The 22,093-nt window shown below is 69.6% G+C and carries 21 protein-coding genes; 3 read left to right on the plus strand and 18 right to left on the minus strand.

Features of this window, described 5'->3' with window-relative positions; all coding sequences use genetic code 11:
• Positions 1–71 precede the first annotated feature (71 nt).
• Positions 72–962 (plus strand): EamA family transporter RarD, encoded by an 891-nt coding sequence (gene rarD, locus OG417_RS49355; protein WP_442875793.1) that lies wholly within the window; start codon positions 72–74, stop codon positions 960–962.
• Here the strand turns inward: rarD and OG417_RS49360 are convergent.
• Positions 959–1,822 carry a trypsin-like serine peptidase gene (locus OG417_RS49360; protein WP_329245283.1) on the minus strand — a complete coding sequence of 288 codons (864 nt, stop codon included), beginning with the start codon at positions 1,820–1,822 and terminating at the stop codon, positions 959–961. The two genes, rarD and OG417_RS49360, sit on opposite strands and share 4 nt — an antisense overlap.
• Before the next feature lie 191 nt (positions 1,823–2,013).
• On the opposite strand from OG417_RS49360, the gene OG417_RS49365 reads away from it, so the two are divergent.
• Positions 2,014–2,478 carry a hypothetical protein gene (locus OG417_RS49365; RefSeq protein WP_329245285.1) on the plus strand — a complete coding sequence of 155 codons (465 nt, stop codon included), beginning with the start codon at positions 2,014–2,016 and terminating at the stop codon, positions 2,476–2,478.
• Here OG417_RS49365 and OG417_RS49370 read toward each other — a convergent pair.
• From OG417_RS49370 to OG417_RS49445, 16 genes are all read right to left on the minus strand, one after another.
• Positions 2,471–3,409 carry a polyprenyl synthetase family protein gene (locus OG417_RS49370; protein WP_442875794.1) on the minus strand — a complete coding sequence of 313 codons (939 nt, stop codon included), beginning with the start codon at positions 3,407–3,409 and terminating at the stop codon, positions 2,471–2,473. The genes OG417_RS49365 and OG417_RS49370 overlap by 8 nt on opposite strands.
• A gap of 73 nt (positions 3,410–3,482) precedes the next feature.
• Positions 3,483–5,036, minus strand: a complete 1,554-nt coding sequence (gene nuoN / locus OG417_RS49375) for an NADH-quinone oxidoreductase subunit NuoN (protein WP_329245293.1) — start codon at positions 5,034–5,036, stop codon at positions 3,483–3,485.
• A gap of 94 nt (positions 5,037–5,130) precedes the next feature.
• Positions 5,131–6,666: an NADH-quinone oxidoreductase subunit M gene (locus tag OG417_RS49380; RefSeq protein ID WP_329245295.1), complete on the minus strand. Its 1,536-nt coding sequence runs from the start codon at positions 6,664–6,666 to the stop codon at positions 5,131–5,133.
• 1 nt (position 6,667) lies between these two features.
• Complete coding sequence (gene nuoL / locus OG417_RS49385; RefSeq protein WP_329245298.1) at positions 6,668–8,626, minus strand: NADH-quinone oxidoreductase subunit L; 1,959 nt, start codon at positions 8,624–8,626, stop codon at positions 6,668–6,670.
• A 10-nt stretch (positions 8,627–8,636) separates the two neighbouring features.
• Entirely contained in the window at positions 8,637–8,933 is a 297-nt protein-coding gene (nuoK, locus tag OG417_RS49390) for an NADH-quinone oxidoreductase subunit NuoK (protein ID WP_329245301.1), read from the minus strand.
• 64 nt (positions 8,934–8,997) lie between these two features.
• Positions 8,998–9,921 (minus strand): NADH-quinone oxidoreductase subunit J, encoded by a 924-nt coding sequence (locus OG417_RS49395; protein WP_329245304.1) that lies wholly within the window; start codon positions 9,919–9,921, stop codon positions 8,998–9,000.
• Complete coding sequence (gene nuoI, locus OG417_RS49400) at positions 9,918–10,445, minus strand: NADH-quinone oxidoreductase subunit NuoI (protein ID WP_329245307.1); 528 nt, start codon at positions 10,443–10,445, stop codon at positions 9,918–9,920. The genes OG417_RS49395 and nuoI overlap by 4 nt, the downstream gene beginning before the upstream one ends.
• The gene (gene nuoH, locus OG417_RS49405) at positions 10,438–11,799 is read right to left on the minus strand and encodes an NADH-quinone oxidoreductase subunit NuoH (protein WP_329263078.1); all 1,362 of its coding nucleotides are present in this window, start codon (positions 11,797–11,799) and stop codon (positions 10,438–10,440) included. Before nuoH ends, nuoI begins: the two co-directional genes overlap by 8 nt.
• A 26-nt stretch (positions 11,800–11,825) precedes the next feature.
• Positions 11,826–14,267, minus strand: a complete 2,442-nt coding sequence (locus OG417_RS49410) for an NADH-quinone oxidoreductase subunit G (protein ID WP_329245311.1) — start codon at positions 14,265–14,267, stop codon at positions 11,826–11,828.
• Positions 14,264–15,562 (minus strand): NADH-quinone oxidoreductase subunit NuoF, encoded by a 1,299-nt coding sequence (gene nuoF, locus OG417_RS49415; protein WP_329245313.1) that lies wholly within the window; start codon positions 15,560–15,562, stop codon positions 14,264–14,266. Before nuoF ends, OG417_RS49410 begins: the two co-directional genes overlap by 4 nt.
• The gene (nuoE, locus tag OG417_RS49420; RefSeq protein ID WP_329245315.1) at positions 15,559–16,230 is read right to left on the minus strand and encodes an NADH-quinone oxidoreductase subunit NuoE; all 672 of its coding nucleotides are present in this window, start codon (positions 16,228–16,230) and stop codon (positions 15,559–15,561) included. Before nuoE ends, nuoF begins: the two co-directional genes overlap by 4 nt.
• Positions 16,227–17,570 carry an NADH-quinone oxidoreductase subunit D gene (locus OG417_RS49425; RefSeq protein ID WP_329245319.1) on the minus strand — a complete coding sequence of 448 codons (1,344 nt, stop codon included), beginning with the start codon at positions 17,568–17,570 and terminating at the stop codon, positions 16,227–16,229. Before OG417_RS49425 ends, nuoE begins: the two co-directional genes overlap by 4 nt.
• Positions 17,567–18,313 (minus strand): NADH-quinone oxidoreductase subunit C, encoded by a 747-nt coding sequence (locus tag OG417_RS49430; protein WP_329245322.1) that lies wholly within the window; start codon positions 18,311–18,313, stop codon positions 17,567–17,569. Before OG417_RS49430 ends, OG417_RS49425 begins: the two co-directional genes overlap by 4 nt.
• Positions 18,310–18,870 carry a NuoB/complex I 20 kDa subunit family protein gene (locus tag OG417_RS49435; protein WP_329245325.1) on the minus strand — a complete coding sequence of 187 codons (561 nt, stop codon included), beginning with the start codon at positions 18,868–18,870 and terminating at the stop codon, positions 18,310–18,312. Before OG417_RS49435 ends, OG417_RS49430 begins: the two co-directional genes overlap by 4 nt.
• A 1-nt stretch (position 18,871) precedes the next feature.
• Positions 18,872–19,231, minus strand: coding sequence for an NADH-quinone oxidoreductase subunit A (locus OG417_RS49440; protein WP_329245327.1), 360 nt, complete (start codon positions 19,229–19,231; stop codon positions 18,872–18,874).
• Positions 19,232–19,350: 119 nt separating this feature from the next.
• Positions 19,351–20,631 (minus strand): geranylgeranyl reductase family protein, encoded by a 1,281-nt coding sequence (locus tag OG417_RS49445; protein ID WP_329245330.1) that lies wholly within the window; start codon positions 20,629–20,631, stop codon positions 19,351–19,353.
• A 303-nt stretch (positions 20,632–20,934) separates the two neighbouring features.
• Between OG417_RS49445 and OG417_RS49450 the strand changes: the two genes are divergently transcribed.
• Positions 20,935–21,639 carry a class I SAM-dependent methyltransferase gene (locus tag OG417_RS49450; protein ID WP_329245332.1) on the plus strand — a complete coding sequence of 235 codons (705 nt, stop codon included), beginning with the start codon at positions 20,935–20,937 and terminating at the stop codon, positions 21,637–21,639.
• A 208-nt stretch (positions 21,640–21,847) separates the two neighbouring features.
• Here OG417_RS49450 and OG417_RS49455 read toward each other — a convergent pair whose 3' ends face one another.
• Positions 21,848–22,087 carry a DUF4229 domain-containing protein gene (locus tag OG417_RS49455; protein ID WP_329245335.1) on the minus strand — a complete coding sequence of 80 codons (240 nt, stop codon included), beginning with the start codon at positions 22,085–22,087 and terminating at the stop codon, positions 21,848–21,850.
• Positions 22,088–22,093 lie beyond the last annotated feature (6 nt).

Genomic DNA, 22,093 nt, shown 5'->3' on the forward strand with positions numbered 1-22,093 from the left:
GACCCCGGCCCCCCAAGACATCACCAATAACAAATATGACTCCTTACGATACGATGACGTCCGTGTCTGAAATGCGGCGTGGGGTCCTGTACGGGGTCGCGGCCTACGTTCTCTGGGGACTGTTTCCGCTCTACTGGCCACTCCTGAAGCCCGCCGGTTCGATCGAGATCCTCGCGCACCGCATGATCTGGTCGCTCGTGGCGGTCGGTGTCATCCTCGCCGCGCGGCGCCACTGGCGCTGGATCAAGACCCTCAGGGCCGGACGGGTGGCGCTCCTCGCCCTCGCGGCCACGGTCATCACGGTCAACTGGGGCACCTACATCTACGCCGTGAACAGCGGGCACACGATCGAGGCCGCGCTCGGCTACTTCATCAACCCGCTCGTCAGCGTCCTTCTCGGCGTCCTGGTGCTGAGGGAACGCCTGACGCGGTGGCAGTGGGCCGCGGTCGGCACCGGCACGGCGGCGGTCGTCGTCCTCGCGATCGATTACGGCCGCCCGCCCTGGATCGCGCTCATCCTGGCCGGTTCGTTCGGCACGTACGGGCTGCTGAAGAAGTTCGCCGCGACGCCGTCGGCCGAAAGCCTCACGGTCGAGACGGCCGTCCTCCTCCTGCCCGCCCTGGCCTATGCGATCTTCCAGCCGCACCCGACGTTCACCGGCCACGGCGTCCCGCACATGGTCCTCCTCGCCGGCGCCGGCGTGGTCACCGCGGTACCGCTGCTGCTCTTCAACTCCTCCGCCACGCGCGTGCCGCTCACCGTCATCGGCATGCTGCAGTACCTCGCCCCGGTCCTGCAGTTCCTCATCGGCCTGGTGGTCCAGCACGAGGCGATGCCGGCCAGCCGCTGGATCGGCTTCCTGCTCGTCTGGGTGGCCCTGGTCCTCCTCAGCGCCGACGCCGTACGCACCGCGCGGAGGAGCCGCCGGGCCAAGCCCGAGCCCGAACCCGTCGCCGTCTAGGCGCGATCGTCCGCCGTGTTCAGGAGGCGGGCCGTGTCGGCGGTGAAGATCGGGCTGTAGGACCGCCACTCCTCGCTGCCGCCCTCCTGGTACCCGCCGATGACGCCGACGACGTGCCCGGTCTGCGTGTGCCCGTCGTAGTCGCTCAGCCAGGGGCTGCCGCTGGTGCCGCCGTAGAACCCGTGGCAGTCGAACCGCATCTGGGTCCTGCTCTGCCGGTACGCGCGGCCGGCGCAGCCGACCGGGCGGTCGGCCGGATAGTTCTCCTTCGCCGGATAGCCCGACACGACGACCTGGATGCCGGGCCCCTGGTTGATCTCCAGGGTGTTCGCCCCGACCACGTCGGCGATGCGGCGGCCGCCCATGATCTGTACGGCCGCGAAGGCGAAGTCGAAGTCCGGGTCGCCTCGCTGGAGCCAGCGCTTGTCCGCCACCATCAGCCAGATCGGCCAGGTGCCGTACGGCCGGTGCCCGGCGGCGTAGCGGGGCACGAACACGATGTGCCGGTGCCACGCGTGCGTGCTCTGGCTGTAGAGGCAGTGCGCCGCGGTCAGCAGCATGTTCCGTTTGGGGGTACGGACCACGCTCGCGGTGCAGTAGTGGCCGCCCGACCCGCTGTCGAAGAACAGCGCGCCGATCACCCGGCTGCCCGGCACCCCCCGCGCCACCGGCACCCCCGTCACCGGCCCGAAGCGGCCCGTACGGCCGCCGAGCGGCGTCGCGTGCGCCATCCGCTCCGGCGTCCAGTAGGCCACGGCCGCGGCCCCCCGGTCGGCCGACGTCACGACGCGCGCGGAGGCCTCCGGGACGTACGACAGGAGCGGCACGGCGGTCAGGACACCGCAGAGCAGGACTTTCACGAAGCCTCCGAGTGTGCGGCGGACACGAGCGCTTCCATCGTCGTTCACACGCACAGCGGATTCCCGCAGGTCAGAGGGCGTGTCGTGATCAGTTGAGGTCAACGGACGGACCGGAGTCGGCAAACACCCGTCCATCGGCGGGCCGCCGCGGCCGGAACTCGACTAGCGTGCGGAGCCAGACCAGAGGGGGGATGGTTGTGCGCGCTGCCCGTACGGCGGCTCTCGCCTGCGCCGCGACGCTCACCGGCGCCGGTCCCGCGGCGGCGCCCGCGACGGCCGACACCATCGCCGTGACCCCCGGCTCCGCCCACAGCGGCCAGCAGATCCACATCAGCGTCCCCGGCTGCGCCACCGGGCCGACCGCGCACGTCGCCGTCTCTCCGGCCTTCACCGCCAACGTCACGCTCTACGGCAAGGCCGACACCGGCGACGCCGACCCGACGATCCGTCAGGAGCTCAAGCCCGGCAGCTACCCGATCACTGCCTACTGCGGCGCCGGCACCGTCAAGGGCACGGTCTCCGTCGCCGCCGACGACACCCCCTCGGGCGGCCAGGGTGGCGACACGAACAACTGGCTGCTCATCGTGGTGTTCGTCGTGGTCGCCGGCGTCGTCGCCGCGTTCGTGCTCGGCCGGCGTGGCAAGCGCGTCAGCTAGTGCGCGTCAGGACGTAGTCGCACAGGGACATGAACGCCGCGCGGGCCGGCCGGTCGGAGAGCGTGGCCAGCTCCGCGCGCGCCTCGTCCACCCACGTGCGCAGGTCGGCGCGGGCGCGGTCCATGGCCGGGTTGGCGCGCAGCAGGGCGAGCGCCTCCGCGTGCCGCGCGTCGTCGGACAGGTCCGAGTCGAGCAGCTCGCGCAGGCGGGCGTCATCGGGCGACGTGGACCGCAGGGCGTGCAGGATCGGCAGAGTACGGACGCCCTCGCGCAGATCGGTGCCCGGGGTCTTGCCCGACTCGTCCGAGTCGGAGGCGACGTCGAGGATGTCGTCGGACAGCTGGAAGGCGATGCCGATCTTCTCGCACACCGACGTCAGCGTGCGGACGACGTCCGGCTCGGCGCCCGCGAGCAGGCCGCCCAGGTGGCCCGAGGCGGCGATCAGCGACCCGGTCTTGCCCGCCACGACGTCGAGGTAGTGCTGCAGCGGGTCGACGCCCTCGGCCGGTCCCGCCGTCTCCTCGATCTGGCCCTGGACCAGCCGGGCGAACGTGCGGGCCTGGATGCGCACCGCCTCCGGGCCGAGGTCGGCCAGGATGTCGGAGGCGCGCGCGAACAGGTAGTCGCCGGTGAGGATGGCGACGGTGTTGTCCCAGCGGGAGTTGGCGGAGGACGCGCCGCGGCGCATGACCGCCTCGTCCATCACGTCGTCGTGGTAGAGCGTCGCCAGGTGGGTCAGCTCGACCACGACGGCGGCCGGGACGACGCCCGGCGCCTCCGGGTCGCCGAACTCCGAGGCGAGCAGCACCAGCATCGGCCGGAACCGCTTGCCGCCCGCCTCGGCGAGATGGCGAGACGCGTCGCTCAGCAGCGCGTGGTCACTTTGCACCGAGCTCCGCAGCAGCTCCTCGACTGAGGACAACCGCTTCAACAGATCCGCTGCGAGTGTGTCATCGACGGCCGGAAGGCCCAGAAGGGCACTACTCACAGACTCTCCCGAGGGGTCAGCGAACGAAGAACTGGCTGGCTGCCGACTGGGCCAGATGAAGCGCAGGCCCCGGAACCACGCCGAGGACAACAGTAGCCAATGCGCCGACCGCCACCGCAGTCGTACTCGTCGGGCTGAGCACCACGGCGGGCCCGTCAGCCGCGGGATCGCTGAAGAACATCAGCACGATCACGCGAACGTAGAAGAACGCCGCGATCGCCGAGGACAGCACACCGACGATCACCAGAGGCGTCGCGCCGCCGGCCACCGCGGCCTGGAAGACCGCGAACTTTCCGGTGAAGCCGCTGGTCAGCGGGATACCGGCGAAGGCCAGCAGGAAGAACGCGAACGTCCCGGCGAGCACCGGCTGGCGCTTGCCGAGCCCGGCCCAGCGCGACAGGTGCCACGCCTCGCCGCCCGCGTCGCGGACCATCGTGATGACCGCGAACGCGCCGACCGTCGTGAAGCCGTACGCCGCGAGGTAGAACAGCGTGCTCGACAGGCCCGCCTTGTTCGTGGCGATGACGCCGGTCAGCAGGAAGCCGCCGTGCGCGATCGAGGAGTAGGCGAGCATCCGCTTGACGTCCGTCTGCGTGATCGCGACGACCGCGCCGAGGACCATGGTGAGGATGGCCACCGCCCACATCACCGGCCGCCAGTCCCAGCGCAGCGTCTCGAACCCGACGTAGAACACCCGCAGGATGCCGCCGACCGCCGACACGAGCGTGCAGGAGGCCATCAGCGCGGTGATCGCCGTCGGGGCGCCCTGGTAGACGTCCGGCTTCCACACCTGGAACGGCGCGGCGCCCATCTTGAACAGCAGCCCGACGCCCAGGAGCGCGACGCCGGCGAGCAGCATCGCGTCCATGCCGCCCTTCTGGCTGATCGCCGTCTGGATGTCCGACAGCCGCACCGAACCGGCGAAGCCGTACAGCAGCGCGGTGCCGTACAGGAAGAACGCCGAGGAGAACGCGCCGAGCAGGAAGTACTTGACCGCGGCCTCCTGCGAGAGCAGGCGACGGCGCCGGGCGAGACCGCACAGCAGGTACAGCGGCAGCGACAGGACCTCCAGGGCCACGAACATGGTCAGCAGGTCGTTGGCCGCCGGGAAGATCAGCATGCCGCCCACCGCGAACAGCATGAGCGGGAAGACCTCGGTCTGGATGATGCCCGCGACCAGGCTCTCGCGCTCCTCCGCGGTGCCCGGCACCGAGGACGCCTGCGCGGTGAACGGACTCGGCTCGTGCCGCCGCTCGGCGATGAGGAGCAGCGACATCAGCGCGAGCACGAGGATCGTGCCCTGGATGAACAGGGTCGGCCCGTCGACGCCGATCGCGCCCAGGGCCGCGACGTGGTGCGGGGTGTGCGAGAGGCCCATGACGAGCGTCCACACGAAGGCCGCGACCAGGCCGACCAGTGACACCAGCACCTGTGTCCAGTAGCGGTACGCACGCGACACGAAGGCCTCGATGAGCACGCCGACCGCTGCAGCGCCGAGCACGATCAGGATCGGGGCGAGCCGCCCGTACTCGATGTGCGGGGCCGTGATACTCCCGGCCGCAGTAATCACTGGTCGCCAGCCCTTCTCACTCGCTCCACCGACGGTCTCGTTGCCCGGCCGCCGCCTCCGCTCGCTCCGGCGGGGTCACTCCACCTGACCTGACTCACGGGCGGATTCCCTTCTCCGCGATGGTCGGCTGGGGGTCGTGCTTCTCGACCTTGACCATCGTCTGCTTCACGGACGGGTTGATCATGTTCAGCGCGGGCTTCGGGTAGAAGCCGAGGAGGACCAGGAGCGCCAGCACCGGCGCGATCACGACCAGCTCACGCTTGGACAGGTCGCGCATGCCGGCCACCTTCTCGGTCGGCGGGCCGCTCATCGTGCGCTGGTACATCCACAGGATGTAGACGGCGGCCAGGATGATGCCGCTCGTGGCGATGATCGCCGGCACCTTGTAGCGCGTGAACGTGCCCACAAGGACCAGGAACTCCGAGACGAACGTGGACAACCCCGGCAGCGAGAGGCCGGACAGGCCCGCGACGAGGAACGTGCCGGCGAGCAGCGGAGCGACCTTCTGCACGCCGCCGAAGGCGTCGATCCGCGACGAGCCGCGGCGGGCGATGAGGAAGCCCACGACCAGGAACAGCGCGCCGGTCGAGAAGCCGTGGTTGACCATGTAGAGCGTCGCGCCCGTCTGCCCCTGCGTGGTCATCGCGAAGATGCCCAGCGTGATGAAGCCGAAGTGCGAGACCGAGGTGTAGGCGACCAGGCGCTTGAGGTCGACCTGGCCGATCGCCAGCACGGCGCCGTAGACGATGCCGATGACCGACAGCGTCAGCACCACCGGCGTGAACCACTTGGCCGCGCCGGGGAACAGCTCCAGGCAGAACCGCAGCATGCCGTACGTGCCGACCTTGTCCAGCACGCCGACGAGCAGCACGGCCGCACCGGCCGGCGCCTGACCCGCGGCGTCGGGCAGCCACGTGTGGAACGGCACGAGCGGCGCCTTGATCGCGAACGCGATGAAGAAGCCGAGGAACAGCCACTTGGCCGTGGTCGGCTCGATGTGGAGGTTCCGCAGCTCGTCGAACAGGAAGGTGCCGTGGCCGGCGTTGGCCGACACGACGTACAGGCCGATCACCGCGGCGAGCATGAGGAGCCCGCCGAACAGGGAGTACAGCAGGAACTTCACCGCGGCGTACGAGCGCTGCGCGCCGCCGTAGGACCCGATGATGAAGTACATCGGGATGAGCATGGCCTCGAAGAACACGTAGAACAGGAAGATGTCGGTCGCCGCGAAGACGCCGACCATCATGGCCTCGAGGGTCAGCAGCAGCGCGAAGTACGTCTTCACCGACCGCTTCGGCGGGGCGTCCACACCGCCGGAGCGCTCCGCGTCGTTCCAGGAGGCGAGCACCACCAGCGGCACGAGGATAACCGACAGCAGGATCAGCACGAGCGCGACGCCGTCGACGCCGACCGCGTAGTGCACGTCGAACTGCCTGATCCACCAGTACTTCTCGGTGAACTGGAAGCGCGGTCCGCCGTTGTCGAAGCGGATCGCCATGACGATGGCGAGGACCGCGACGATCAGCGTGACGACGAGCGCGGTCACCTTGGCGAGCTCGTCCCGGCCCTTCGGCAGGAGCGCGAGCAGCAGCGCCCCGAGTGCGGGGATCGCGATGAGCGCCGTCAGCATGTCAGATCCTCACCAGGAGCAGGGCGCCGACGACGAGGGCGGCACCGAAGAACATGGACAGTGCGTACGAGCGGACGAAGCCCGTCTGCACCCGCCGCACCCGGCCGGACGTGCCGCCCACGAAGGCGGCGATGCCGTTGACGAGGCCGTCGACGCCGCGCCCGTCGAAGTAGACGGTCAGGCGGGTCAGCCACTGGCCGGGCCGCATGAACAGCGACTCGTTCAGCGCGTCGCCGTACAGGTCCTTGCGGGCCGCCACGACCGGGAAGCTGCCGGCCGGGGCGGTGCGCGGCACGGGGCGCCGCAGGTACTGCAGGTACGCGATGCCCACCCCGACGATCATCAGCGCGAACACCACGATCGTGTAGGGGGTGAACAGCTTGTGCGACGCCTCGGGCGCGCCGACGACCGGGGCGAGGAAGTTCGCGAACCGGTCGCCCGCGATCAGGAAGGCGCCGCCCGCGACCGAGCCGACGGCCAGCAGGATCAGCGGGATCGTCATGACCGACGGCGACTCGTGCGGGTGGACGGTCGTGCCGGAGGCGCGCCCATCAGACACTGTTTCCCAGCGCTTCTCGCCGAAGAACGTCATGAACATCACGCGCGACATGTAGTACGCGGTGATGCCCGCGCCGATCAGCGCCACCCAGCCGAGGATCTGGCCGGACGTGCCGCCCTTCTCGAAGGCCGAGTCGATGATGCCGTCCTTGGTCCACCAGCCGGACAGGCCCGGGAAACCGATGATCGCCAGGTAGCCGAGGCCGAACGTCGCGAAGGTGATCGGCATGACCTTGCGCAGGCCGCCGTACTTGCGCATGTCGACGTCGTCGTTCATGCCGTGCATGATCGAGCCGGCGCCGAGGAAGAGCCCCGCCTTGAAGAAGCCGTGCGCGATGAGGTGCGCGATCGCGAAGACGTAGCCCGCCTTGCCGATGCCGGCGGCGAGCATCATGTAGCCGATCTGCGACATCGTCGAACCCGCGAGGGCCTTCTTGATGTCGTCCTTGGCGCAACCGATGAGCGCACCGGCGATCAGCGTGGCCGCGCCGACGATCGTCACCAGCAGGCGCGCCTGCGACGACAGCTCGAAGATCGCGTGCGAGCGGACGACCAGGTAGACGCCCGCGGTCACCATGGTCGCGGCGTGGATGAGCGCCGACACCGGGGTCGGGCCCTCCATCGCGTCCAGCAGCCAGGACTGGAGCGGGAGCTGGGCGGACTTACCGCAGGCACCGAGCAGGAGCAGCAGGCCGATCGCGGTGATCGTGCCGTGGGAGGCCTCCGAGGCGTGCCCGAAGACGTCGGTGAAGCTGATCGAGCCGAACGTGAGGAACATCAGCATGATCGCCACCGACAGGCCGAAGTCACCGACCCGGTTGACGATGAAGGCCTTCTTCGCCGCGGTGGCCGCGCTCGGCTTGTGCTGCCAGAACCCGATCAGCAGGTACGAGGCGAGACCCACGCCCTCCCAGCCGACGTACAGGCCGAGGTAGTTGTCGGCGAGCACGAGCAGGAGCATGGACGCCACGAACAGGTTGAGGTACGCGAAGAACCTCCGCCGGTCCGGGTCGTGGGACATGTAGCCGATCGAGTAGATGTGGATCAGCGAGCCGACCCCGGTGATCAGCAGGACGAAGCTGATCGACAGCGGGTCGAGCAGGAGGTTCACATCGGCCTTGAACGACCCGACCGAGACCCACTGGTACACGTGGACCAGCCGCGTCCGGCCCTCCCCGGGCTGGCCGAGCATCTGCACGAACGCGGCGACGCCGACCACGAAGGACGCGAGCGACATCGCGACGCCGAGAAGGTGGCCCCACTTGTCGGTACGGCGGCCGCCGAGCAGCAGGATCACGGCGCCCGCGAGCGGGAACGCGATCAGCAGCCACGAGGCGGACTGCATCCCGGTGGCCGCCTGCGTGTGCAGCTGCGGGCCGGCTTCGGCTAGAAGGTTCGTCATCGAGTGGTCCTCAGTACTTCAGCAGGTTCGCGTCGTCGACCGACGAGGACTTGCGGCTCCGGAAGATCGCCATGATGATCGCCAGCCCGACGACGACCTCGGCCGCGGCCACCACCATCACGAAGAACGCGATGATCTGCCCGTCGAGGGCGCCGTGCATGCGGGAGAAGGCCACGAACGCGAGGTTGGTGGCGTTCAGCATGAGCTCGACGCACATGAAGATCACAATGGCGTTGCGGCGGACGAGCACGCCGACCGCGCCGATCGTGAACAGAATGGCGGAAAGAGCCAGGTAATGCCCGGTCATGAGTCCTCCTTCGTCGGGGAAGGTGACCACAGGGGCGCGCCTTTGATTCCCTCGCTCCGCTCGGTCATTTCTCCTCCTCCTTGGATTCGGAGGTCTCGGACTCGGCGCGTTCGACCTCGACCTGGCCTTCGACCTGGCCTTCCAGCACCGCCTTCACCGTCGCGGTGCCGTGGCGGAGCGCCGACTCGGGGCCCTCGCCGTGCAGGTCCTCGTGCGAGCCGCCCCGGCGGCGGGTGATGACCGGGCTGACCGACAGCTCCGACACCGATCCGTCCGGCAGCAGGGCCGGCATGTCCACCGCGTTGTGCCGGGCGTACGTGCCGGGCGGCGGCAGCGGCGAGACCTGGTCGCTCTTGATGCGCGCCTGGGAGAGCTCGCGCTGGGTCGGCTTGGGCTTGAGGCGCTCGCGGTGGGCCAGCACCATCGCCCCCAGTGCCGCGGTGATCAGCAGGGCGCTGGTCAGCTCGAAGGCGAAGATGTAGCTGCCGATGTGGTTGTCGGGCCGCGTGGCCTTGACGGCCTCGTTGTTGGTGTTGTCGCCGAACAGCAGCCGGGCAAGGCCCATGACGTTGCCGCCGTTCGAATTCGCGTCGGACAGGCCCATGGACTGCGGCAGCGTCGCGCTGCCGACACCGAGGATCAGCAGCACGCCGAAGCCGATGCCGACGATCGCCGCGGCGACCCGCTGGCCCTTGATCGTCTCGACCATGGACTCGGTCGAGCTGACCCCGACGACCATGATGACGAACAGGAAGAGCATCAGCACCGCGCCGGTGTAGACGATCACCTGCACGAACGCCAGGAACGGAGCCTCGTTCACGGCGTAGAACACCGCGAGGGACAGCATCACCACGGCGAGCAGCAGCGCGGAGTACACGACCTTCCGCATGAAGATCATGCCGAGCGCCGCGGCGACGGACACGATGGCCAGGACCCAGAAGATCCCCGACTCACCCGTCTGGTGCGCACCGGCCGCCAGGGTGGTCATTTGGCGCCCTCCTCGTGTTCCTTGGAGGCACCGAGGAGGTAGTAGTCCTCTTCGGTCTCCCCGAGCCGCATCTCGTGCGGCGGGAGCTCCATGCCCTCGGTCAGCGGCGCGAGCAGCATCTCCTTGGTGTAGATGAGGCTCTCGCGGCTGTCGTCGGCGAGTTCGTACTCGTTGGTCATCGTGAGCGCCCGGGTCGGGCACGCCTCGATGCACAGGCCGCACAGGATGCAGCGCAGGTAGTTGATCTGGTAGGTGCGGCCGTAGCGCTCACCCGGGGAGTAGCGCGCCTCCTCGGTGTTGTCGGCGCCCTCCACGTAGATCGCGTCCGCGGGGCAGGCCCACGCGCACAGCTCGCAGCCCACGCACTTCTCCAGGCCGTCGGGCCAGCGGTTGAGCTGGTGCCGGCCGTGGAAGCGCGGTGCGGTCGGCTTCTTCACCTCGGGGTATTCGACCGTCTCCACCTTCATGAACATCTGGTGGAAGGTGACGCCGAACCCCTTGACCGGGTTCAGGAAATCAAGCACGGGTGGCCTCCGTGGATTTGTTCGCACGGGCGTCTCCGGCACCGTGGTAGTGCGGCGCGTCGAGCGGGGGCACCGGGAACCCGCCCGCCATCGGATCCGGCTCCGACTCGGCCGCCTCCTGCGCCACCTCGGCCTTCCCCGAGCCCGAGACCCGTTCCCAGATCACCGAGATGATGAGCAGGACGATGATCACCGCTGCCGCGATGAGCATCACCGGCCGGGTGTCGTGCTGCTCGTTGCGGAGCGCGCGCACCGCCGACACGAACAGGATCCAGCCCAGCGACACCGGGATGAGGACCTTCCAGCCCAGCCTCATCAACTGGTCGTAGCGCACACGCGGCAGCGAGGCCCGGACCCAGACGAAGCCGAAGATGAAGAGCCACATCTTGATCAGGAACCACAGGATCGGCCACCAGCCGGAGTTGGCGCCGGACCAGATGCCGGTGATCGGCCACGGGGCGCGGTAGCCGCCGAGGAACAGCGTCGTGGCCAGCGCCGACAGCGTCGCCATGTTGATGTACTCGGCGAGGTAGAACATCAGGAACTTCAGCGAGGAGTACTCGGTGTGGTAGCCCGCGACCAGCTCGCCCTCGCCCTCGGGCAGGTCGAACGGGATGCGGCCCGACTCCCCCAGCATCGTGAACAGGTAGATCACGAACGAGGGGAACAGCAGGACGACGTACCACGACGGGTAGTGGCCGGTCATGCCGAGGAAGTGGTACGTGCCGCCGTGCGCCTGGGCGCCCACGATCTCCGACGTCGACAGCGACCCGGCGAACAGGAACACCGCAACGAACGACAGGCCCATCGCGATCTCATAGGAGATCACCTGGGCGCTGGAGCGCATACCGCCGAGCAGGGAGTACGGCGACATCGACGACCAGCCGGCCAGCACGAAGCCGTACACGCCCATCGAGGACATCGCCAGGACCAGCAGCACGGCGACCGGCAGGTCGGTGAGCTGCAGCGGCGTCTTGTGACCGCCGATGGAGACGATGCCGCCGAACGGGATGATCGAGAACGACACCAGCGCGGGCGCCGCGGCCATCACCGGGGCGAGGAAGAAGACGACCTTGTCCACGCCGCGGGGGACGATGTCCTCCTTGGTCGCGCCCTTGATGCCGTCGAACAGCGACTGCAGCAGGCCGAGCGGCCCGGCGCGGTTCGGGCCGGGGCGCAGCTGCATGCGGCCGATGATCCGGCGCTCCGCCCAGACGGCCATGAGCACCGTCAGCAGCAGGAACACGAAGATCACGATCGCCTTCGCGCCGACCAGCCACCACGGGTCGCAGCCGAACGAGCCGAGGCCGTACGGCTTGCCGGTGCACTGCTCGGTCCGCGGGGTGGCGGTCATCGCCTCCGCCAGGACGTGTGCGGCGATCATGCCACGCTCCCGTTCTGGATCTTCACGACTTCTCCGGCCTGGACGCCGAGGTCGCGGTAGACCGCCGAACCCGGCGAGTTGGCGGGTACCCAGACCACGCGGTCCGGCATGTCGGTGATCTCCAGCGGCAGGGTGATCTCGCCGCGCGCCGTGGCCACGGTGACCTTCCCGTCCGCTCCGATCTCCTTCGCGGTGGCCGCGCTCAACCGGGCGACCGGGGTCTTGGCGGTGCCGGCGAGGTAGCGCTCGCCGTCCTGCAGACGGCCGGCGTCGAGCAGCATCCGCCAGGTCGCCAGGACCGCCTCTCCGGCGCCGGGCTCGCTCGCCACCCTGGCCGCGACGCTCGGCAGACCCGGCCGCGTGCCCTTGAAGCCGCCCAGCGCGGCCAGCTCGCGGCGGGCCGACGCGGAGTCGGGCAGGCCGAGGTGGACGTCCATCAGGTCGGCGATCGTGGCGAGCACCTTGAGGTCGGGCATCGCCTGCCGGACCTTCAGCACGGCCTCGAACGGGCGGCCACGGCCCTCCCAGTTGACGAACGTGCCGGCCTTCTCGGTGACGGCCGCCACCGGCAGCACCACGTCGGCCCGGTCGGTGACCGCGGTCACGCGCTGCTCCAGGCTGACGATGAACGGCGTGGCCTCCAGCGCGGCCAGCGCGCCCTCCGGGTCCGGCAGGTCGTACGGGTCGACGCCGCCGATGAGCAGGGCGTCGATCTTCTCGTCGAGCGCGGCGGCGAGGATGCCCTCGGTGTCGCGGCCGAGGGTCTCGGGCAGTGCGGCGACGCCCCAGGCCCGCGCGACCTCGCCGCGGGCGGCCGCGTCGGCGACCGGGCGGCCGATCGGCAGCAGGCCGGGCAGCGCGCCCGCCTCGATGGCGCCGCGCTCACCGGCCCGGCGGGGCACCCAGGCGAGCCGCGCGCCGGTGGCGGCGACCAGTCGCCCGACGGCGGACAGCGCGCCCGGCACCGTGCCGAGCCGCTCGCCGACGAGAATGATCGCGCCTTCGCTCTTGAGCAGCTCCGCGGCGGCCTTGCCCGCGTCGTCCAGCCCGACGCCGGTGATCAGGTTGCCGAGCGTCTCGGCCTCGGCCCCGGGAGCGGTGGTCACCAGCGTTCCGCCGAGCTTGGCCAGGCCGCGGGACGCGAACGGGGCGATCGAGTACGTCTTTAGACCGTGCTTGCGGGCCGCCTTGCGGAGGCGCAGGAAGACGATCGGCGACTCCTCCTCCGGCTCGAAGCCGGCGAGGAGGACGGCCGGGGCCTTCTCCAGCTCGTCGTAGGTGACCGAGATGGGGCTGCCCGCGACGGTCGCCGCGAGGAAGTCCGCCTCCTCACGCGAGTGCGCGCGGGCGCGGAAGTCGACGTCGTTGGTACCGAGAGCGACCCGGGCGAACTTGGCGTACGCGTAGGCGTCCTCCAGCGTGACCCGGCCGCCGGTCAGCACGCCGGCCTTGCCGCGCGCCTTGGCCAGCCCCTCGGCCGCGATGGTCAGCGCTTCGTTCCAGGAGGCGGGCTCCAGCACGCCTTCTTCGTTGCGCACCAGCGGGTGGGTCAGCCGGTCCGGCGTCGTGGTGTAGGTGAACGCCCAGCGGCCCTTGTCGCAGTTCCACTCTTCGTTGACCTGCGGGTCGTCGCCGGCGAGCCGGCGCGTGACCTTGCCGCGCCGGTGGTCGGTGCGCTGGGCGCAGCCGGACGCGCAGTGCTCGCAGACGCTCGGCGTCGAGACCAGGTCGAACGGCCGGGACCGGAAGCGGTACGCCGCGCCGGTCAGCGCGCCGACCGGGCAGATCTGCACGGTGTTGCCGGAGAAGTAGGACTGGAACTCGTGGCCGGGCGCGAGGCCGACCTGCTCCTTGGCTCCGCGCTCCAGCAGGTCGATGAACGCGTCACCGGCGATCTCGTTGGAGAACCGCGTGCAGCGGGCGCACTGGATGCACCGCTCGCGGTCCAGCAGCACCTGGCTGGACAGCGCGATCGGCTTGGGGAAGGTGCGCTTCTTCTCCACGAACCGCGACTCGCCGCGGCCGTTGGACAGGGCCTGGTTCTGCAGCGGGCACTCGCCGCCCTTGTCGCAGACCGGGCAGTCCAGCGGGTGGTTGATGAGCAGCAGCTCCATCACGCCGTGCTGGGCCTTGTCGGCGACCTCGGAGGTGAGCTGGGTCTTGACGACCATGCCCGGCATCACCGTGACCGCGCAGGACGGCTGCGGCTTGGGCATCCCGCGGCCGTTGCCGGCGTCGGGGATCTCCACCAGGCACTGCCGGCAGGCGGCCACCGGCTCCAGCAGCGGGTGGTCGCAGAACCGCGGGATCTGGATGCCGAGCAGCTCGGCGGCCCGGATGATCAGCGTGCCCTTGGGCACACTGATCTCGAACCCGTCGATCGTCAGCGTGACCAGATCTTCCTTCTTGGCCACCTGCGCGTCGTCCGTGACGGTCACTTCTCACCTGCCCACACAGTCGAGGCGGCCTCGTCGAACGGGCAGCCGCCGTTCTCGAAGTGCCGGATGTACTCCTCGCGGAAGTGCTTGATGCTGGAGGTCACCGGGCTCGTGGCACCGTCGCCCAGCGCGCAGAAGGAGCGGCCGAGGATGTTGTCGGACAGGTCGAGGAGCGTCTCGAGGTCCTCCTCGGTGCCCTGACCCGCCTCCAGGCGCTTCAGCATCTGCTTGTACCAGTACGTGCCCTCGCGGCACGGCGTGCACTTTCCGCAGGACTCGTGCGCGTAGAACTCGCTCCAGCGCAGCACCGCGCGGACGACGCAGACCGTCTCGTCGAAGATCTGCAGCGCCCGGGTGCCGAGCATCGAGCCCGCCGCGCCGACCGACTCGAAGTCGAGCGGCACGTCGAGGTGCTCGTCGGTGAAGATCGGCGTGGAGGAGCCGCCCGGGGTCCAGAACTTCAGCCGGTGCCCGGCGCGGATGCCGCCGGCCATGTCGAGCAGCTCGCGCAGCGTGATGCCGAGCGGCGCCTCGTACTGGCCGGGCCGGGTGACGTGACCCGACAGGCTGAAGATGCCGAAGCCCTTGGACTTCTCGGTGCCCATCGAGGCGAACCAGTCGGCGCCGTTGGCGACGATCGACGGGACGCTCGCGATGGACTCGACGTTGTTGATCACGGTCGGCCCGCCGTACAGGCCGGCCACCGCCGGGAACGGCGGCTTGAGCCGCGGCTGGCCGCGGAACCCCTCCAGGGAGTCCAGCAGCGCCGTCTCCTCGCCGCAGATGTACGCGCCGGCGCCGCTGTGCACGACGAGTTCGAGATCGTAGCCGGAGCCGAGGATGTTCGTGCCGATGTAGCCGGCCTCGTACGCCTCCGCGACCGCCTGCTGGAGGCGGCGGATCACGTGCAGCACCTCACCGCGCACGTAGATGAAGGCGAGGTTCGCGCGGATGGCGTACGAGCTGATGATCACGCCTTCGACCAGCGCGTGCGGGTTGGCCATCATCAGCGGGATGTCCTTGCACGTGCCCGGCTCGGACTCGTCCGCGTTGACCACCAGGTAGTGCGGCTTGCCGTCACCCTGCGGGATGAAGCCCCACTTCATGCCGGTGGGGAAGCCGGCGCCGCCACGGCCGCGCAGGCCGGAGTCCTTCACCGCCTGGATGATGTCGTCCTGCGGCATGCCCAGCGCGGTGCGCAGCGCCTGGTAGCCGCCGTCGGCCTCGTACGCCGTGCGGGTGAAGGAGTCGGGCCGGTCCCAGGACTTGGTCAGGATCGGCGTGAGGGTGGTCACTCGGCACCTCTTTCAGGCTCAGGGGCCTCCCAGCCGGACTCCTTGGCGAGCTGGAGGCCGCGCAGCGACGCGTAGCCGGCCTGCGTGCCCTCTCCGGCACGGCCGTCGTTGAAGCCCGCGAGCACGCGGGACGCCTGCTTCCAGGTGCACACCGACTCCGCGCCGCGGCTCGGGGCGATCTGCTTGCCGGCCCGGATGTCGTCGACGAGCTGCTTGGCCTTGGCGGGAGTCATGTCGTCGAAGAACTCCCAGTTGACCATCATCACCGGGGCGTAGTCGCAGGCGGCGTTGCACTCGATGCGCTCGAGGCTGACCTTGCCGTCCTCGGTCGCCTCGTCGTGGCCGACGCCGACGTACTCGCTCAGCTCTCGCCAGATCTGGTCGCCGCCCATGATCGCGCACAGGCTGTTGATGCAGACGCCGACGTGGAAGTCGCCGACCGGCTGCTGCTTGTACTGCGTGTAGAAGGTCACCACGCCGGTCACCTGCGCCGGGGTGATGCCGACCGCGTCGGCGCAGAACTCGATGCCGTCGTCGGAGACGTATCCCTCCTCGGACTGCACCAGGTGCAGCAGCGGCAGCAGCGCCGAGCGCGGCTTGGGGTACCGCGCGATGATCTCCTTCGCGTCCCTTTCGAGACGCTCCAGAACCTCGGGCGCGAAACTCATCGGTCGACTCCCCCCATCACCGGGTCGATACTCGCGACCGCCGCGATGACGTCGGCGACCATGGAACCTTCGGTCGCGGCCGGGATCGCCTGCAGGTTGGTGAAGGACGGGTCGCGGAAGTGCGCGCGGTACGGGCGCGTGCCGCCGTCGCTCACCAGGTGGCAGCCGAGCTCGCCGCGCGGCGACTCGATCGCGGCGTACACCTGCCCGGCCGGCACGCGGAAGCCCTCGGTCACCAGCTTGAAGTGGTGGATCAGCGCTTCCATGGACTGGCCCATGATGTGCGCGATGTGGTTGGGCGAGTTGCCCATGCCGTCCGGCCCGAGCGCGAGCTGCGCCGGCCAGCCGATCTTCTTGTCCTGGATCATCACCGGGCCGGACTTGGCCGAGCCGGAGCTCAGCCGGTCGAGGCACTGCTCGATGATCTTCAGCGACTCGTCCATCTCCTGCATGCGCACGAGGTAGCGGCCGTAGACGTCGCAGGTTTCCTGGGTGGCCACCTCGAAGTCGTAGGTCTCGTAGCCGCAGTACGGCTGGGACTTGCGCAGGTCCCACGGCAGGCCGGTGCTGCGCAGCACCGGGCCGGTCACGCCGAGCGCCATGCAGGCGGTCAGGTCGAGGTAGGCGATGTTCTTGGTCCGCGCGAGGTAGACCGGGTTGGCGTCGAGCAGCTTGCGCAGCTGCCCGAACCGGTGCCGCTCGCGCTTGACGAAGTCACCGATCTTGTCGATCGCGCCCGGAGGCAGGTCCTGTGCGACGCCGCCCGGCCGGACGTAGGCCATGTTCATGCGCAGCCCGGCGACCATCTCGAAGATGTCCAGGGCGTACTCGCGCTCCAGGAAGCCGTTGAGCATGACCGTGGTCGCGCCCAGCTCCAGGCCGAAGGTGGCGATCGCGACCAGGTGCGAGGAGATCCGGTTGATCTCCATCATCAGGACCCGGATCACCTGCGCCCGCTCGGGGACCTCATCGGTGATGCCGAGCAGCTTCTCCACGGCGAGGCAGTAGGCCGTCTCGTTGAAGATCGGCGCGAGGTAGTCCATGCGGGTGCAGAACGTGGTCCCCTGGGTCCACGTCCGGTACTCCATGTTCTTCTCGATGCCGGTGTGGAGGTAGCCGATGCCGACGCGGGTCTCGTCGACGGTCTCGCCGTCGAGGGTGAGGATGAGCCGGAGCACGCCGTGCGTGGACGGGTGCTGCGGGCCCATGTTCACGACGAGGCGGTCGTCCTCGGTCTCCTGGGCACCCTTGACGACCTCGTCCCAGTCCTGCCCGGCGACGTTGAAGACGGTGCCCTCGGTGGCCTCTTCGGTCCCGTAGGCGTCGTATGTCGTGCTCATACGTAAGACCTCCGCTCGTCCGGCGGCGGCACCTTGGCCCCGCGGTACTCGACGGGGATGCCGCCGAGGGGGTAGTCCTTGCGCTGCGGATGGCCCATCCAGTCGTCCGGCATCATGATCCGCGTGAGCGCCGGGTGCCCGTCGAAGACCAGGCCGAACATGTCGTACGTCTCGCGCTCGTGCCAGTCGTTGGTCGGGTAGACCGGGACGATCGAGGGGACGTGCGGGTCGGTGTCGGGGCAGGTCACCTCGATCCGCACGCGCCGGTTGTGCGTGATCGACAGGAAGGGGTAGACCGCGTGCAGCTCGGCGCCGGTCTCGGCCGGGTAGTGCACGCCGGAGACGCCGAGGCACAGCTCGAAGCGCAGCCGCGGGTCGTCGCGCAGGGTCTTGATCACGCCGAGCAGGTGCTCGCGGCGTACGACGAAGGTCAGCTCGCCGCGGTCGACGACGACGCGCTCGATCGCCTCACCGAAGTCGGGGTAGGCCGCTTCAAGGGCGTCGGCGATCTCGTCGAACTCGCCCTCGGTGCCGGTGGTCTTCGGCCCGCCGTACGGGCGCTCGGCGCTGACCTTCGGCGCCTGGCGGACGACGAGCCCGCCGAAGCCGGAGGTGTCGCCGGTCGTCCGGGCGCCGAACATGCCGCGGCGCGCGATCGGCTGCTCGACCCGCTCCTCCTCGCTGTGCGCGGGAAGCTGGTCGGCGGCCTGCTCGGCCTGCTGTTCCGGATGCTGTGAACTCATGAACTGGTCACCTGCTGCGGCTGTTCGAGGAGGGGAAGCTGCCGGAGCCGGGCGCGCTCGAGTTCCTCGATCTCCTTCTTGCGGTGCGGCCCCATCTTGGTGTTCTGGATCTTGTCGTGCAGCTTGAGGATGGCGTCCAGGAGCATCTCCGGCCGCGGCGGGCAGCCGGGCAGGTAGACGTCGACGGGCACGATGTGGTCGACGCCCTGGACGATCGCGTAGTTGTTGAACATGCCGCCCGAGGAGGCGCACACGCCCATGGCGATGACCCACTTGGGCGAGGCCATCTGGTCGTAGATCTGCCGCAGCACCGGCGCCATCTTCTGGCTCACCCGGCCGGCGACGATCATCAGGTCGGCCTGGCGCGGCGAGCCCGACGCGCGCTCCATGCCCCACCGGGAGAAGTCGTGGCGCGGGTCGCCCGTCGCCATCATCTCGATGGCGCAGCAGGCCAGGCCGAACGTCGCCGGCCACACCGAACTCCTACGCGCCAGCCCGAGGACCTGCTCGACCGTGGTGAGGATGACCCCGCTGGGGAGTTTCTCTTCTAGACCCATCTCAGTCCCACTCCAGACCGCCGCGCCGCCACACGTAGGCGTACGCGATGAGGACGGTGACGATGAACAGCACCATTTCCACGAGACCGAACAGACCCAGGTGGTCGAAGGCCACCGCCCACGGGTAGAGGAAGATGATCTCGATGTCGAAAACGATGAACAGCATCGCCGTCAGGTAGTACTTCACCGGGAACCGCCCGCCGCCGACGGGCTGCGGGGTGGGCTCGATGCCGCATTCGTACGCCTCGAGTCGCGCGCGGTTCCAGCGTTTCGGGCCGGTCAAAGAACCCATAATCACCGAAAAGACCGCGAAACCAAGTGCTAGTACACCAAGTACGACAATCGGAACGTAGAGGTTCAAATCCCTACACCCCCCTCTCGGTGAAAGTCATCGAGCGCGCGTCTGACGCGGCACGGTCGTCGATCACGACCGGGATTTCCATCCTAGGCACGGCGAACATCACTTCTTTCCTCGGGGTGTCACGCCGCCGGCGCGAGTTTCGACATCGCGTTGATCACTCGGTCCATCGCGTCGCCGCCCCGCGGATCGGTGAGGTTGGCGAGGAGCTTCAGCGTGAATCTCATGAGCATCGGGTGCGGCAGGCCGTGCCGCGTCGCGAACTTCATCAGGCGCGGGTCGCCGATCGCCTTCACGAAGATCCGCCCGAGTGTGTAGTAGCCGCCGTACGCCTGCTTGAGGACCCGCGGGTAGTCGTGCAGCGCGCGCTCGCGCTGGGCCGCGGTCGGCCGGCCGAGCGCCTGCACGATGATCTCCGCCGCCATCTCGGCGGACTCCATCGCGTACGCGATGCCCTCGCCGTTGAACGGGTTGATCATCCCGCCGGCGTCGCCGACGAGCAGCAGGCCGCGCGTGTAGTGGGGCGTGCGGTTGAAGCCCATCGGCAGCGCGGCGCCGCGCACCGGGCCGGTGGCGTTCTCCTCGACGTAGCCCCATTCTTCCGGCATGCCGGCGAGCCAGCTCCGCAGCAGCGCGCGGTAGTCGACGTTCTTGAAGGCGTCGCTGGTGTTGAGCAGGCCCAGCCCGACGTTGGAGGTGCCGTCGCCGACGCCGAACACCCAGCCGTAGCCGGGCAGCAGGCGTTCGCCGTCCCACAGCTCCAGCCAGGACTCGAGGTAGTCGTCGTCGTGGCGGGGGCTGGTGTAGTAGCGGCGCACGGCCACGCCCATCGGGCGGTCGTCGCGCTTGCGCAGGCCGAGCGCGAGCGAGAGCCGGGTCGAGTTGCCGTCGGCCGCCACGACGAGCGGGGCGCTGAACCGGACCTCGCCGTCGGGGGTCTTGGCCACCACACCGGTGATCCGGCCGGTGTCGTCCAGGACCGGCTCGGTCACGGAGGTGTTCATCCGGAGCCTGGCCCCGGCGGCGACGGCGCGCTCGGCGAGGATCTGGTCGAAGTCCATCCGCGTGCGGACCAGGCCGTAGTCGGGGTAGCTGGAAAGCTCGGGCCAGGGCAGCTCCATGCGGACGCCGCCGCCGATGATGCGCAGGCCCTTGTTGCGGATCCAGCCGGGGGCGTCGAGGTCGACGCCCATCTTCAGAAGCTGCTTGGTGGCACGGGGCGTGAGCCCGTCACCGCAGACCTTCTCGCGGGGGAACACCGTCTTTTCCAGCAGGAGGACGTCGAGCCCGGCCTGGGCGAGATGGTACGCGGCGGCCGAGCCCGCCGGTCCGGCGCCGACGATGATCACGTCGGCCTCCGTCGCGGAGGCGTCCTGCGAAATTACGGCGGGTGTCTCGGTCACGAGAATCCTCTGTGGGCATACATATCGGTCGGTGGTGCCGCTCGGTCGGTGGTGCCGCCTGCTGGGGGTTGGCGGGGCTCGATGCCGTGCCGGATCGTACGGCCCTGGAGGAGGCTCGGTGCGACCCGGGGTGCCATCTTCGGGTCTTGTTCTTTTGTGAAGCGCTTCACAAGCTTGGCTACACGCTGAGTCTAAACCTTCTCAGAGGCTGCTCGGGAACCGCGAGGCGGCGTCGATCGTTCCGGATCATTCGGCGTGGCCCGCCTGCCGGGATGGGTCGCTCCTTGCGTAGGCTCGACGACCATGACGCGGGCATCTCTGGACAAGCAGCCGGCCGAGGTCGCGGCCATGTTCGACCGTACGGCGGCACGCTATGACCTGCTGAACGACCTGATGACGGGCGGCCTGGACCGCCGGTGGCGGCGCGAGGCCGTCCGCGCCCTGAACGCCCGGCCCGGCGAGCTGGTGCTGGACCTGGCGGCCGGCACGGGCACCTCGTCGGTGCCGATCGCCGAGGCGGGCGCGCTGACCGTCGCCTGCGACTTCTCCCTGGGGATGCTGCGCGAGGGCGTGCGCCGGCAGGGCGCGATCCGCGGCCTGGGCTTCACGGCGGGCGACGCGCTGCGCCTGCCGTTCGCCGACGCGTCCTTCGACGCCGTGACGATCTCCTTCGGCATCCGCAACGTCAAGGACACGGTGGCGGCGCTCGCGGAGATGCTGCGGGTGACCAAGCCGGGCGGGCGCATCCTGATCTGCGAGGTCAGCCGCCCGCCGAACCCGGTCCTGCGGCGGCTGCACGGCCTGCACCTGCGGGTCGGCCTGCCGATGATGGCCAAGGTCAGCTCGAACCCGGACTCCTACCACTACCTGGCCGAGTCGACCGCGGCCTGGCACGACCAGGAGGCCTTGGCGGCGCTGCTGCGGCAGGCCGGCTGGGAGTCGGTCCGCTACCGGAACCTCACCTTCGGGGCCGTCGCCATGCACCACGCCAGACGCCCAGCCGCCTAAACCGCGGGAGAGCAGGCCCGCCGGTGTCGGCGAGGCCCTCGATTGATGTGAGGGTCCCCTCACCCGGCCCTGGCATGGCGAGGGGACCCCTCACCCGGCCCTGGCATGGGGCCCGGCATGGCGAGGGGTCCCCTCACAGGCGCGGGTCTGGCTACACCGCGGGTCCGGCGGCCTCAGCGCCCGGTCAACGGAGGCTGGGCGCGCCGGGCTAGTCGTCTTCTCGGGCGGCGCCTTCGGCGAGGTTCTCGCGGATGCGGCTCGCTCGCTCGGTGACCGAGTTGGAGATCGCGTCGCGCTGGCGGGTCAGCAGCACGAAGCTGATGATGCCGCTGATCAGGATGGCCAGCGCGAGCAGCAGGAACCCGCGGGCCCCTGCCAGGAAGAGCACGCCCGCGGTCACGCCGAACAGCGCGAGCCGCGACAGGGTGTAGATGAGTACGGAACGCATGGCAGG

The sequence above is a fragment of the Actinoallomurus sp. NBC_01490 genome, assembly GCF_036227085.1.
Taxonomy (GTDB): Bacteria; Actinomycetota; Actinomycetes; order Streptosporangiales; family Streptosporangiaceae; genus Actinoallomurus; species Actinoallomurus oryzae.

Coding starts and splice junctions, on each gene's coding strand:
- OG417_RS49395 (WP_329245304.1), bottom strand. CDS start 9,921: ATGACCACCCTGGCGGCCGGTGCGCACCAGACGGGTGAGTCGGGGATC.
- nuoE (WP_329245315.1), bottom strand. CDS start 16,230: ATGAGTTTCGCGCCCGAGGTTCTGGAGCGTCTCGAAAGGGACGCGAAG.
- rarD (WP_442875793.1), top strand. CDS start 72: ATGCGGCGTGGGGTCCTGTACGGGGTCGCGGCCTACGTTCTCTGGGGA.
- OG417_RS49455 (WP_329245335.1), bottom strand. CDS start 22,087: ATGCGTTCCGTACTCATCTACACCCTGTCGCGGCTCGCGCTGTTCGGC.
- OG417_RS49450 (WP_329245332.1), top strand. CDS start 20,935: ATGACGCGGGCATCTCTGGACAAGCAGCCGGCCGAGGTCGCGGCCATG.
- OG417_RS49365 (WP_329245285.1), top strand. CDS start 2,014: ATGGTTGTGCGCGCTGCCCGTACGGCGGCTCTCGCCTGCGCCGCGACG.
- nuoL (WP_329245298.1), bottom strand. CDS start 8,626: ATGACGAACCTTCTAGCCGAAGCCGGCCCGCAGCTGCACACGCAGGCG.
- OG417_RS49430 (WP_329245322.1), bottom strand. CDS start 18,313: ATGAGTTCACAGCATCCGGAACAGCAGGCCGAGCAGGCCGCCGACCAG.
- OG417_RS49380 (WP_329245295.1), bottom strand. CDS start 6,666: ATGCTGACGGCGCTCATCGCGATCCCCGCACTCGGGGCGCTGCTGCTC.
- nuoH (WP_329263078.1), bottom strand. CDS start 11,799: ATGACCGCCACCCCGCGGACCGAGCAGTGCACCGGCAAGCCGTACGGC.
- OG417_RS49435 (WP_329245325.1), bottom strand. CDS start 18,870: ATGGGTCTAGAAGAGAAACTCCCCAGCGGGGTCATCCTCACCACGGTC.
- nuoK (WP_329245301.1), bottom strand. CDS start 8,933: ATGACCGGGCATTACCTGGCTCTTTCCGCCATTCTGTTCACGATCGGC.
- OG417_RS49425 (WP_329245319.1), bottom strand. CDS start 17,570: ATGAGCACGACATACGACGCCTACGGGACCGAAGAGGCCACCGAGGGC.